Source organism: Mucilaginibacter sp. 21P, from assembly GCF_019331605.1.
Classification (GTDB): domain Bacteria; phylum Bacteroidota; class Bacteroidia; order Sphingobacteriales; family Sphingobacteriaceae; genus Mucilaginibacter; species Mucilaginibacter achroorhodeus.
Genome location: NZ_CP063061.1, coordinates 3,501,750 through 3,515,132, shown reverse-complemented (window position 1 = coordinate 3,515,132; position 13,383 = coordinate 3,501,750). Strand labels below are relative to the sequence as shown.

The following is a 13,383-nucleotide window of genomic DNA, read 5'->3' as shown; positions in this document are numbered from 1 at the left end:
ATCAGTTAGCTTTGCTTCGCAGTACTATTACCGAGCGCCCCTCAACGGTGATCACTTCTTTTTTAGCTAAGGGCTGATCGGTGGTTTCATCGTTGCTGGTATCTAAAATGATCTCCCATTTTTTATTCACTAATACATTGGGGATGTGATATTCTAACTGTTCATAATGCGCATTGAAGATCACGTAGAAATCATCATCGGTAACCGGTTCGCCAACATTGTTTACTGTATGCAAACCCATACCATTTAAGAAAATACCCAACGATCTAGCAAAGTCATGGTTCCAGTTTTCTTCCTCCATCTCGTTACCTTCAGGTAAAAACCAGGCGATATCTTCCAGGCCTTTGCCCTTAACCGGCCTTCCTTGGAACCATCTTCTGCGGCGGAACGCAGGATGATCTTTACGTAACTGGATCAAACGCTTTGTAAACTCCAACAGTTCTTTATCAGCAGCAGCCCAGTTTAACCATGATATTTCGTTATCCTGGCAATAGGCATTATTGTTACCGTTTTGGGTGCGGCCAAATTCATCGCCTGCAACCAGCATGGGTACACCTTGCGATAAGAATAAAGTAGTTAACAGGTTGCGTTTTTGGCGGGCGCGGAGTTTGTTTACTTCCGGGTCATCGGTAGGCCCTTCGGCACCGCAGTTCCATGATCTGTTGTGGCTTTCGCCATCGTTGTTATCCTCACCGTTGGCCTCGTTGTGTTTTTCATTGTAAGTAACGAGGTCATTAAGGGTAAAGCCGTCATGTGCGGTGATAAAGTTGATACTTGCAGTAGGGCGACGGTTATCATCCTGGTAAAGATCGGGGCTGCCGGTAAAGCGCTGGCCAAACTCGCCAAGCATACTATCAGCACCTATCCAATAGTCACGGATACAATCGCGGAACTTGCCGTTCCATTCTGTCCATCCCGGCGGGAAGTTACCAACCTGGTAGCCACCTTCACCAATATCCCATGGTTCGGCAATCATTTTAGCCTGTGATATAATTGGGTCCTGGTAAATGATCTCAAAGAAACCACTTAACTTATTCACATCGTGCAACTCACGTGCAAGGGTGGCGGCAAGGTCAAACCTAAATCCGTCAACATGCATCTCTGTGATCCAGTAACGGAGGCTGTCCATAATGTAGCGCAGCACATTAGGCAGGTTGGCATTTAAGGTATTGCCGGTGCCGGTGTAGTCGTTATAGTAGCGTTTATTATCATCAACTAACCTGTAATATGATGCATTGTCAATACCCTTAAATGATAGGGTTGGCCCCATTTGGTTACCTTCTCCGGTATGGTTATATACCACGTCCAATATTACCTCGATGCCGGCCTTATGCAGTTCTTTTACCATTTGCTTAAACTCCTGCACTTGTTCGCCGCATGGCACGTTGCCTGCATAACGAATATCAGGAGCAAAGAAACCTATAGAGTTGTAACCCCAATAATTTGACAAGCCTTTTTCAAGCAAGTGACGATCATTGACAAACTGATGAATAGGCATCAGTTCTACTGCAGTAACCCCCAGCTCTTTCAGATATTTAATTGATGCCGGGTGACCAATAGCCGCGTAAGTTCCGCGGATCTCTTCAGGGATATCAGGATGCATCTGCGTAAAGCCCTTAACGTGCATCTCGTAAATAACAGATTGATAATAAGGAATACGAGGGAACTTATCGTCCCCCCAATCGAATGCAGAATCAATAACAACAGATTTTGGGATAAACGGAGCACTGTCAGTATCACTGTAGCTTAAGTCTTCATCAGCATTACCAACTTCATAGCCAAAAAGCGAATCATGCCAGTCTATCGTTCCTGATAAAGCTTTGGCATATGGGTCGATAAGTAATTTGTTGACATTAAACCTTTGGCCATTCTGCGGATCGTAAGGGCCGTCAACCCGGTAGCCGTAAAGCTGCCCAGGGTTAATACCAGGTAAATAACAATGCCATATCTGATGCGTACGTTCGGTTATTTTTATTTTCTCCTCAGGGGCATCACCATTGAAAAGGCAAAGCTCAACGCCGGTTGCGTTATCTGCATACAAAGCGAAATTAACGCCATTACCGTCCCACGTAGCACCCAGAGGATAAGGTTTTCCAGGATAGATTTTGTTCATGTTCTTTTAAAGGATAATATTCCTGAAATGTTTTTTGCAATCGTGATTTTCTTATTACGAAACAATTGTCGATTGACATTTGCTGCATTATATCAAAACTTTAAGCTTTTTGATAACAAATGATGCTAATGGTTGTTGCAAGGGAAATATTTAAGATATAACAAGCAGTAAATGGAAAAACATACCTACCAAACAGGTATCATAGGCAATTGTGCCTATTTAGCCCACATCAGTACAGATACAAATGTTGAATGGATGTGCTGGCCCCGTTTTGATAGTCAGTTTATTTTTGGTGGTATGCTGGACAGAAATAAAGGAGGCGAATTTTCCATTAAACCAATGGGAGAATATACCACTAAGCAATACTATTTAGAAAACACAAACATATTACGCACAGAGGTTACCTGCGAGAACGGGAAGTATCGTATCACTGATTATGCCCCGCGTTTTCGCAGGCATGATCGTTATTTTAAGCCGCTTATTTTACTACGCAAAATTGAGCCGCTTGAGGGTAATCCACGCATCAGGGTCATCTGCGATCCTGTTTGCGACTATGGCCGCAAGAAATGGACAAGGGCTTTGGGCAGCGATTCAATAGCATACACCAGCTGCGATGAACACATGACACTTACCTCAAATATCCCGCTAACCTACCTGGATGAGCAGGCATATTTTTCGCTTAACGATACCCGCTACCTGCTGTTAAATTATGGGGTTGAGATAGACCGTTCATTAGTTGGCCTTGCTGAGGAATATTTGCGTGAAACCACTGATTACTGGCGACTATGGATCAAGCACTCATCTATAGCCGGATACTTTCAGCCATATGTAATACGCTCAGCTTTGGCTTTAAAGATCCATCAGTACGAGGATACAGGCGCTATCATCGCGGCAAGCACCAGCAGTTTACCCGAGTTTCCGGGTAGTGGGCGTAATTGGGATTACCGCTATTGTTGGCTGCGCGATACATATTATGTGCTTACCTCATTAAACCACATCGGGCATTTTGAGGAGATGGAACGTTATTTTGGTTACGTAACAGATATCTCCTTCGGCGAAAGTACATTCAGGTACCAGCCGCTATACGGTATCGACGGCCGTAAAGATCTTACTGAAGAGATAATGGACCATCTTGAAGGTTACCTGGGTAACGGCCCGGTACGTATTGGTAACCAGGCATCAGAGCATATCCAGAATGACATTTACGGGCAGGTACTGGTCTCTTTGTTGCCGCTATACACAGATCATCGTTTTGTTTTTAGCGAACGCAAGGATTCTCATAAATGGATATCATCTATACTGGATAAAATTGAACGGACCATCGATGAAAAGGATGCCGGTATATGGGAGTTTAGGAACATAGCGCACATACATTGCTATAGTAATCTGTTCCAATGGGCTGGTTGTTGTGCTGCAGAAAAAATTGCGCTCACGATAAACAACGAAGAATTGGTTGAACGTGCGCTGGCACTAAAAGCCAGGGCAGCAGCGCATATAGAAAGTTGTTACGATCCGGTACGTAAAGTGTATACGCATGCTGCAGGCAGTCCGCACCTTGATGCGAGTACGCTGCAACTCATCATGATGAATTATCTCGATCCTTCATCGCAAAGAGCTAAAGACCACCTTATAGCGCTTGAAAACGAATTGAAAACAGAGGGTGGGTTATTCTTCAGATATATTCACCAGGATGACTTTGGCAAGCCCAAAACAACTTTCCTGATATGTGCCTTTTGGTATGTAGAGGCACTTGCCTGCGTTGGCCGCATGGACGACGCCATGCGCGAATTTGAAAAATTGATGAAATACTGTAATCACTTATTGCTGTTTAGTGAAGATGTTGATGAAAAGACCGGCAGCCAATGGGGTAATTTCCCGCAGGCGTACAGCCATGTAGGTTTAATGAACGCCGCTTACCGTATAGCAGTTAAGTTAGACAGGCCAATATTTTTATAATGGAAAGGCAGTTTAATGCGTGGTATAAACAAGTACCACATTTTCTATGGAACCTCATTATCATAGCCGCGGTACTGGCTATAGGCTTCGTAGTAAAATTTGTTGTTAAGCTGTTGCTGAATTACTATAAAAACAGGAAAGAAGCCGAGTATTCATTCTTGCGGTCTTTTGTTACGCATTTTAGCAGATCGCTTAATCATTTCATACCGCTTTTAACGCTTAACATCCTGTTGCCTTATTTTGCATTAAAGGATGATTATGCGGATGATGTAAAAAAGTGGTTAGGTATTTTGCTGTTAATATCATTTGCAGCGCTGCTTACCAATGCTATCAAAATTCTTGAAGACTTTATTTACTATAAATACGATTTAAATAAAGAGGACAACTTAAAAGAACGCAAAGTGCGCACGCAATTGCAGTTTGTGCGCAAACTCACTACTGTGCTTATCATCCTGATAACACTGGCGCTTATTCTGCTAAGCTTTGATAATGTTCGCAAGTTGGGTGCAGGTTTGCTTACAGGTGTAGGTATTGGCGGTATCATTATTGGTTTTGCTGCGCAAAAATCATTAGGCAACTTGCTGGCAGGTTTTCAGATAGCTTTTACACAGCCCATCCGTATAGATGATGTACTGGTAGTTGAAGGCGAATGGGGCAGGGTTGAAGATATAACCCTTACCTACGTAGTGCTCAATATATGGGACCAACGCAGGTTAATACTACCTATCAACTATTTTATAGAAAAGCCATTTCAAAACTGGACGCGTACTACATCACAGCTATTAGGCACCGTATTTTTATATGTAGATTATGAGGTGCCGATTGACTCGCTTCGTACCGAACTGACACGCTTATTGAACGAAACGCCGTTATGGGATAAGCGTGTTGGTATATTACAGGTTACAGATGTTAAACCAAGTACTATCGAACTCCGCGCTTTGGTTAGTGCACGTAATTCATCGATAGCTTTTGACCTGCGTTGCTATATCCGGGAAAACCTGATCAAATACCTCCAGCAGAACTACCCGGCCAGTTTGCCTAAAAATAGAATACAAATCGATTCCGCTCGCGATGCGTTCAAAAAAAGCTTTGCTTCTGATGTGTAAGTCGTCATTGTGTCTTCAAATGGTCATTTAGTATTGATAATCAATATTAAAAAATTAATTACTAATTAAAACCCAATATAACTTACGCTGTTTTTATAAGTACTTATCTATCTACTTATGAAATCAGTTTTTGTTATCAACGATAATAGCGTTGAAGCCAGGAGTGTAGCGGAGGCAGCATTGATGTTTGCTAAAAGCATAAATGCCGGTTTATTGATAGGGAGCAAGGTTATCAGATCTGAAAGCGTTGAACTAAGCCTGGTTTCGGGCACCGAAGATGACGAACATCACATTGATGAACACTTGTTTCATTATCTAAATGTTTTAAACCAGTACACGGAGGGCGATGAAACGTTAATACGTGAAGTTGATATCACGGATCTCGACAGCAGTTCGGTTGCGTCATTTATCAATCAAAACAACATTACTATGGTAATGGTACCGGCAGATCACGAACTGACATCCAATGCTATGGCAAAACAGCTCGATCTGCAAGTTGTCCTTAATAAAATATCAGTACCAATGTTGGTTTTGCCAGCAAATTGGTCTTACAAAAGCATACAAAGGCTTACTTACATCACAGATCTTCGGTGGTGCCGTACAGATGTTTTAGGTTATCTGAGTAAGCTAACACACCCTAATAAAACGGAACTGTTTATTGGCCACGTTGCTGCTTCCGGAATACCTGACATGAGTACCGACTTTGCGAAGCAGGTGTTTTTTGAGGTTGCTAAAGGGTGCGGTAATTACGAAAGACTAAATTTCCATCACATAAAATCAAATGATATTGCAACCGTGGCCGATGTGTTAGTTCATGCAATGAAAAACGATGCATTGGTACTGATCAACCACTCGCAACATTATAGTTATTTTATAGGTAAAAAGCTTAGCTTGAATCAACCGCAACTGATAAACGTGCCTTTATTATTGTACCCAAACTAACTGATAATAAATGCTTTTGTGATTGATATACAACGTTTTTTACCATACTAATAATTTTAGATTTATAAAACCTTACACATTAACAGCTGTTATGGACATCATGGAAAATCAAACCGAATCACGCGAGAGAACGAGGTACTCAGACAAAGAGCTTGAGGAATTCAAAGATATAATTATGCAGAAAAAAGCTATAGCTCAGGAAGAGTTAGAAGCACTATCGTCATCTTTAGGTAGCAGTAATCCAAACGGAACTGACGATACATCAGCTGCTTACTCAACTCTTGAAGATGGATCTGCTACTTTAGAAAAAGAAAGTTTACATCAATTAGCCGGTCGTCAGAAAAAATTTATAGAGCAATTAGACGCTGCATTGGTGCGTATTGCCAATAAAACTTACGGCGTTTGCCGTGTTACCGGTAAGTTGATACAAAAAGAACGTTTAAAAGCTGTGCCACATACCACATTAAGCATGGAAGCTAAATTGAAACAAAACTAAGAATCAGGTCATTCTGCTATCATGAAAGCCGGCTTATGTAAGTCGGCTTTTCTATTTTATAAATTTTTTCGAGAGGAATTAACTTTGTTATAAAAGCTGCCATTTCTCTTCTAAAGATTTTAAATTTGAGTATCAACTTAACCAAATGAACCCGAAAGTTAATTTCTATTTTGAAAAAGATAAGGCCTGGAAACAGGAAGTAAATAAGCTGCGTGCGATTGTTTTACAGAGCAGCCTTAATGAGGAGTTGAAATGGGGGCACCCTTGCTATACTTTAAACGGCGCTAATGTTGTACTGATCCATGATTTTAAGGGATACTGCGCTTTGCTTTTCTTTAAAGGCGCGTTGCTGAACGATGCCGATAGCTTGCTTGTGCAGCAAACGAAAAATGTACAATCGGCGAGGCAAATGCGATTTACCAACATTGATGATATTGTAAAATTAGAAAAGACAATTAAGTCATATATATTCGAAGCGATAGAAGTAGAAAAGGCCGGGCTTAAAATAGCGCTCAAGAAGACCAAGGAATTTACCATGCCCGATGAATTTGAGGCCAAGCTTAAAGAGTTACCTGACTTAAAAAAGGCATTTGAATCATTAACTCCTGGTAGGCAGCGAGGCTATCTATTGCATTTCTCATCGGCTAAACAAGCTAAAACCCGCGAAGCGAGAATAGACAAGCACATCTCCCGTATATTAGCAGGCAAAGGAATCGACGATTGAGAAAACTTGTTTCTTAACACTTTCTAATAAGTCTCTAATTTGTTTTTAATTAGTGTTTTAAGAAATTGTAAAATCGGTCATTTTCGTGTCTATATTGCTATATTTTTAGTTATTCGAGCAAACACTTAGTGTATTAAATGGTTACTTTTGCGCAAAATGCAATTAGTAATGCTTTTAAAAAGGTCGCTTATTTTTCGCTCGCTTGGATTACTCCTCGTTATAGTGTTCCTGGCTAAGTCGTGCGATCTTTTTATCGAGCAATGTGTAGCGCATCACAGTGCATTTGCATCTGAGAAATCGATGGATGGTGATAACAGGCTAAATAACGATAGCAAGTCTTCTGCCGAGGATGGTTTTGAAAAAGGTTCGAAAAAAAGTTATTCTTATTTTAACTATCAGATCACCTTTAGTTCCTTATCAAGGATCATTACCTCGTCTATTCCCTGGGAACCTTACAGCTTTGGCATTTTTACAGAGCCATTAAAAGTTGTCCTGACACCTCCTCCTAACGTCTGTTAGCTCCGTTTAAACAGCTTTATTATTTTCAAAATTGTGAACAATTTTTTCGCACAAAATTGTCACAACCTTGTTACAATGTCGGCAAATAAACCGACGATGCCCTTACTATTTACACACTAATAGCTTTTAACTCTTTTATGAAAAAAAATAAGCATGTAGATGTAGTTACACCCTGGCAAAGGCTTGTACGCATTTTACATTACGAGCGTAATACCATTAACTACATTTTTGTATACGCCATACTTATCGGGCTAATTGGCCTCACTTTGCCTTTGGGTACAACCGCTGTTTTCAATTTGTTATCTAATGGTGCAATGTACAGCTCAACATATCTTTTAATTGCGGTTGTTCTTATTGGTATTGTTATAGGCGGTTGCCTTTTGATCGGCCAGTATACTTTGGTGGAATTTCTTGAGCAGAAGATCTTCACTAAAGCCTCAATGGAGTTTGCCTATCGCTTGCCACGGATAAAAAAATCAGAATGGGAAGGCGAGCACCCGCCTGAGTTGGTTAATCGTTTTTTTGACATTCTTACAATTCAAAAGGGTTTAACCAAACTTTTGATAGATATAGTGGCTGCTGCTGTGCAGGTATTTTTTAGTGCTATTCTGCTTTCTTTTTATCATCCGGTATTTATGGCTGTAGGCCTGTTGGCAATAATTGCCATAGTGGTAATCGTATTGCTTTACTACAGGCAGGGTGTTGAAACCAGCCTTGATGAATCTCATTACAAATACGAGCTTGTTGCGCATTTAGAGGACGTAGCCGGTGATCTGGACAGTTACCGTAATAACCCGGAAATGATGGATAGGGTTGTAAAAACTACTGATGATATCAACGCTAAATATCTTACAGCACGTAATAGTCACTTTAGCGTATTAAGAAAATACTTAATGGGCTCTGTCGCACTACGCACAATCTTAATGGGCGCGCTGCTGTTGTTGGGGTCTTTCTTTGTTGTAGAGCGCCAGATGACGTTTGGGCAGTTTGTAGCCGCAGAGGTAATTATCGTACAAATAAGCTATGCAATTGAAAAACTGTTAACAAACATGAACACTGTATTTGATATGGTTACCGGCAGCGAAAAACTTGCCGTAGTTACCGATCTTGAAATGGAAGGAGCACCACAACATGGCTAAGCTTACCGAACAAGGATTGCATAACCAGCACATGGAAAACCTTGCTGTGCAATCAAAAGATGAGTTGATAAATGTGAAAGGTTCGCGTTTACTGGGCCGTATCATGACCATTTGCCTGGTGTTATTCATCATTATATTGATGTTGCCATGGAGACAGACGATACAAGGTAAGGGTACTGTAACAGCCTTACGACCCGAAGACCGCCCGCAGACCGTACAGAACCAGATAGGTGGCCGTATTGAGCACTGGGCGGTGCGCGATGGACAAGAGGTTAAGAAAGGTGATACCATTCTGGTGATCTCAGAGACCAGCCAATCGTACTTTGACCCTGAATTGCCTAAGCGCCTGGACGAGCAGCTTAACGCTAAAATTGGAAGCGAACAAGCGGCTGTGAAGAAAATAGAAGCTACTAATGCACAAATGGCTGCACTAAGTAGCGGTCTTCGTTTCCAGCTTTCAGCTGCTGAAAATAAGGTTAAGCAATCTATCAACTATGTGAAGATCGATAGCGCCGACCTTGTGGCTATCCAAAACTTTTACGAAACATCAAAGGCGCGATTGGCACGGTACGAAGCCGGTTACAAGAATGGTTTATTCTCTCTTACCGATATTGAAACTCGAAGACTTAAGCTTCAGGAAGATATGGCCAAAGTGATCGGTCAGCAAAATAAGCTCAACAACTCCAAGCAAAACCTGCTTAATGCCCGCATTGATCTGGATAACATTCGCGCTAAGTATCAGGAATCGTTAGCTAAGGCACAATCTGATCTGGGTTCAGCATTATCAAGCAAAGCGAGTGTACAAGGCGAAATAGCCAAATTGCGTAATGATATTTCTAACATTACTATTCGCAGAGGGCTTTACGTAGTGCGTGCACCGCAGTCTGGCTATGTAGTAAAGACACTTAAGGCAGGTATCGGCGAGAATATCAAAGAAGGTGAGTCCATTGCCACACTTCAACCTAAAAATCCTAAGATAGCTGCAGAACTTTATGTTAACGCTATGGATGTGCCTTTGATATTAGATACAAGCGATGTGCGTCTTCAATTTGAGGGTTGGCCATCGGTACAGTTTTCAGGCTGGCCATCAGTTGCGGTAGGTACATTTGCCGGTAAAATATGGGCCATTGACAGGGTTAGCAGTAGTGATGGTAAGTATCGTGTGCTGGTTAAGCCAGAGACGCCCGTACCAAAGAATGATGAGGAATGGCCGGTACAGCTACGCCAGGGATCGGGCGTGTATGGGCGGATAATCCTTCGTTCTGTGCCGTTATGGTATGAGATATGGCGTCAGTTAAATGGTTTCCCACCAAGCCTTGATAAAGAACCTGCAGCAAAAGCTACAGACGGAAAGAAAGGATAATTAGCATGACAACGAAAGTGAAACAACATATAGCTGCAGTTTTTATCGCGGCGTTGATGATGGTGGGTATAGCTCACGCACAGTCGCCTCCAAAAGCAGATACTGAGAACGTATTTGCATTGGCTGATCTGCAGGACCTGGTTTTCAAGTACCATCCTGTAGTGAAGCAGGCAGCATTACTTACCGACGCAGCAAAAGCAAATGTCCTGCAATCTTTAGGTTACTTCGATCCTAAAATTAAGGCAGACTTTGGGCGTAAACTATTTGGGAATACAGAATATTACAACAATTGGGGAAGCGAGCTTAAGATACCTTTGTACGTTGCCGGTGCTGATCTAAAAATTGGTTATGACCGAAATGTTGGTACATACACAAATCCTGAAACACGCACCGGTCTTGACGGACTTACTGCCGTTGGGCTTAGCATTCCTTTAGGGCAAGGCTTACTCATTGATGCACGCCGCAATACACTGTGGCAGGCAAAAGCCATGGTGGCTTATGCAGAAGCCGATAAGGTAAAACAGATCAACTCCGTTTGGTATGATGCCGTTAAAAACTATTGGGAATGGTATTATAAATACCAGGAATACATCTTGCTTAAAGAAGGCGTAGAACTTGCGCAAAAACGATTTATTGCCGTAAGGAACCAAACTTTAATAGGGGATAAGCCGCCAATAGATTCTGTAGAGGCCAGTATAACCGTACAAGACAGGGAGATACAGCTTGCTAAAAGCGCAATAGAACTACAGAACGCAAAACTACTGCTATCCAATAATTTATGGAACGAGCAGGGGGTACCATTAGAGTTGCCACAAAATGCCATTCCGCAACGAGTGGGCGATAAGGTTATTTTGCCTGGTAATGCCATACTGGACAGTTTAGTTGCTCAAGCTAAAGATCAGCACCCTGAACTGGTTAAGCTTAGGGCCAAGGGCACCCAATTAGATATTGAGCGCCGTTACCGGCAGGAAGTGATGAAACCTAAGATCAATATTATGGGCGCACTTATCTCATCACGCCGCGATTTTAACACTTACGTACCCGATTATTACGATTTTAACTGGCGCAATTATAAAGTTGGTTTAGAGTTTGAATTTCCTTTATTCCTGCGAAAGGAGCGTGGTAAACTGCGCGAAGTGAAGATCAAACAACAACAGTTAGGTTACGATCTGCAGCAAAGTGGCAGGGAAATAAATAACAACATCCTGGGCTCCTACAACAGTTTGAACGCATACCGGTCGCAATTGGGTATACAAGTGCAGAGCATTAATAACCAGCAAATATTGCTTACCGGTGAGTTGCAAAAATTTGATCTGGGAGAAAGCACCCTTTTCCTGATCAACAGCCGGGAAAGCAAGCTCTTAGATATGAAAATCAAACGCGAGAGCATGATAGCAGGTTATCAGAAAACCCTTGCTGAACTGTATTATAAGGCCGGAACGCGGCAAAATTTATAGTTTTGTTTAAAGGGTTATCCAAACTGGATAGCCCTTTTTTGTTTTTAAACGGCATTTTTTGCCCATATTTTATATTTTGCGAAAAGTCGCATCAGTAAAACTGTGTAATAAATGAGTAGCCAAAACTTATCAACCAAGCCACATTATCCCATTTTGGACGGCCTTCGAGGTGTCTCAGCAATCATAGTTGTAACTTTTCACCTTACAGAGCCTTTAGGTACCGGGCATTTGGACATATTGGTTAATCACGGCTATTTGGCTGTTGACTTTTTCTTTCTACTGTCGGGATTTGTGATAGGTTATGCTTACGATGATCGCTGGCGACAAATGACGGTGACTGAATTTTTTAAGCGTCGCATTATGCGGTTGCAACCAATGGTTGTACTGGGTATGACCTTGGGTGCAATAGGTTTTTATTTCACAGATTCAACCATCTGGCCATTGATCCACACCGTGCCGGTTTGAAAGATGCTGCTGGTGATGTTGATAGGATATACCGTTTTACCGGTACCATTACCGCTTGATATTCGCGGCTGGCAGGAGATGCATCCGCTTAACAGCGTAGGATGGTCGCTGTTTTTTGAATATATCGCCAATATTCTTTATGCCGTTTGGATAAGAAAGTTTTCTAATACAGCATTAACAGTATTGGTAGTTTTAGCGGCAATAGCACTTGCACAATTGGCTATCACCAACGGTGATGTTAGCGGCGGTTGGACATTAAATGCAGAGCAAGTACGTGTGGGACTTACGCGGACAATCTATCCGTTTTTAGCGGGATTGCTGATGTCCAGGATTTTGAAGCCTGCCTACATCAAAAATGCATTTTTAATGTGCAGTTTCTTGTTAGCTGTAGTGCTTTACATGCCCCGCATCGGTGGCGCTGCACACCTTTGGATGAATGGCGTTTACGAGTCTACCTGTATTATCATCATATTCCCGCTCATAGTTTATATGGGAGCAAGCGGTGTTTTGCAAAACGGCCGGGAATACCAGATATGTAAATTTCTTGGGGATATTTCTTATCCACTTTATTTGGTGCATTATCCGCTTGTTTACTTTTACGTAGCCTGGATAAGCGATAATAAAGGCGTTACGCTGTTGCAAGCCTGGCCTTACGCCTCATTGATGTTATTTGGCAGCATCGCTTTAGCTTATGCTGCGCTCAAATGGTATGATGAGCCGGTAAGGAGATGCTTGGGAAAACGGTCAGTTAAACTCTAAGCAGTAGTTACTTTGCGCCCGTAAAACAATAAAGCCTGATATGCAAATATCAGGCTTTATTTGTTCGATTCTGTTTTGTACTCAGAGCGGGAATCGAACCCGCACTCCGTTTACGGGAACAGGATTTTAAGTCCTGCGTGTCTACCAGTTCCACCATCTGAGCAGGTGATTAACCTTTTAAAAATAAATCCCTCTGTAGAAGAGGGATTTGAGCGAAAGACGAGATTCGAACTCGCGACCCCGACCTTGGCAAGGTCGTGCTCTACCAACTGAGCTACTTTCGCGTTGGTGTCTCGCGCTACAAAAACTAAATTCGTTTCTGTTTTGCGTGGTGCAAATATAGC

At 42.0% G+C, this 13,383-nt stretch carries 10 protein-coding genes, 2 tRNA genes and 1 pseudogene; 10 read left to right on the top strand and 3 right to left on the bottom strand.

The annotated features are described in order from the left end of the window. Position 1: 1 nt before the first annotated feature. A complete protein-coding gene (glgX, locus tag INP83_RS15650) occupies positions 2-2,113 on the bottom strand; it encodes a glycogen debranching protein GlgX (RefSeq protein ID WP_219125001.1) in 2,112 nt (703 codons plus the stop codon). 171 nt (positions 2,114-2,284) lie between these two features. Here glgX and INP83_RS15645 point away from each other — a divergent pair, with 171 nt between their 5' ends. The 10 genes and pseudogenes from INP83_RS15645 (at position 2,285) to INP83_RS15600 (ending at position 13,039) form a co-directional block, all read left to right on the top strand. After that, positions 2,285-4,069: a glycoside hydrolase family 15 protein gene (locus tag INP83_RS15645; RefSeq protein WP_146271013.1), complete on the top strand. Its 1,785-nt coding sequence runs from the start codon at positions 2,285-2,287 to the stop codon at positions 4,067-4,069. Next, complete coding sequence (locus tag INP83_RS15640; protein ID WP_219125000.1) at positions 4,069-5,175, top strand: mechanosensitive ion channel family protein; 1,107 nt, start codon at positions 4,069-4,071, stop codon at positions 5,173-5,175. The genes INP83_RS15645 and INP83_RS15640 overlap by 1 nt, the downstream gene beginning before the upstream one ends. Before the next feature lie 117 nt (positions 5,176-5,292). After that, positions 5,293-6,117: a hypothetical protein gene (locus INP83_RS15635; protein WP_219124999.1), complete on the top strand. Its 825-nt coding sequence runs from the start codon at positions 5,293-5,295 to the stop codon at positions 6,115-6,117. 91 nt (positions 6,118-6,208) lie between these two features. Next, entirely contained in the window at positions 6,209-6,613 is a 405-nt protein-coding gene (locus INP83_RS15630; protein WP_146271019.1) for a TraR/DksA C4-type zinc finger protein, read from the top strand. A gap of 145 nt (positions 6,614-6,758) precedes the next feature. Further along, positions 6,759-7,337 (top strand): YdeI family protein, encoded by a 579-nt coding sequence (locus tag INP83_RS15625; protein WP_219124998.1) that lies wholly within the window; start codon positions 6,759-6,761, stop codon positions 7,335-7,337. A 168-nt stretch (positions 7,338-7,505) separates the two neighbouring features. Then, positions 7,506-7,856 carry a hypothetical protein gene (locus INP83_RS15620; RefSeq protein WP_219124997.1) on the top strand — a complete coding sequence of 117 codons (351 nt, stop codon included), beginning with the start codon at positions 7,506-7,508 and terminating at the stop codon, positions 7,854-7,856. Between the two features lie 137 nt (positions 7,857-7,993). Continuing rightward, a complete protein-coding gene (locus INP83_RS15615) occupies positions 7,994-8,995 on the top strand; it encodes an ABC transporter transmembrane domain-containing protein (RefSeq protein WP_146271025.1) in 1,002 nt (333 codons plus the stop codon). Further along, positions 8,988-10,358 (top strand): HlyD family secretion protein, encoded by a 1,371-nt coding sequence (locus tag INP83_RS15610; RefSeq protein ID WP_146271027.1) that lies wholly within the window; start codon positions 8,988-8,990, stop codon positions 10,356-10,358. Before INP83_RS15615 ends, INP83_RS15610 begins: the two co-directional genes overlap by 8 nt. A 5-nt stretch (positions 10,359-10,363) precedes the next feature. Next, positions 10,364-11,815 (top strand): TolC family protein, encoded by a 1,452-nt coding sequence (locus INP83_RS15605; protein WP_146271029.1) that lies wholly within the window; start codon positions 10,364-10,366, stop codon positions 11,813-11,815. A 111-nt stretch (positions 11,816-11,926) separates the two neighbouring features. Beyond that, positions 11,927-13,039: pseudogene (locus tag INP83_RS15600) on the top strand (acyltransferase family protein). A 78-nt stretch (positions 13,040-13,117) separates the two neighbouring features. Here the strand turns inward: INP83_RS15600 and INP83_RS15595 are convergent. Both INP83_RS15595 and INP83_RS15590 read right to left on the bottom strand, forming a co-directional pair. Next, positions 13,118-13,202: transfer RNA gene (locus tag INP83_RS15595), tRNA-Leu, on the bottom strand. A gap of 48 nt (positions 13,203-13,250) precedes the next feature. After that, positions 13,251-13,323, bottom strand: a tRNA-Gly gene (locus INP83_RS15590). Positions 13,324-13,383: the final 60 nt, after the last annotated feature.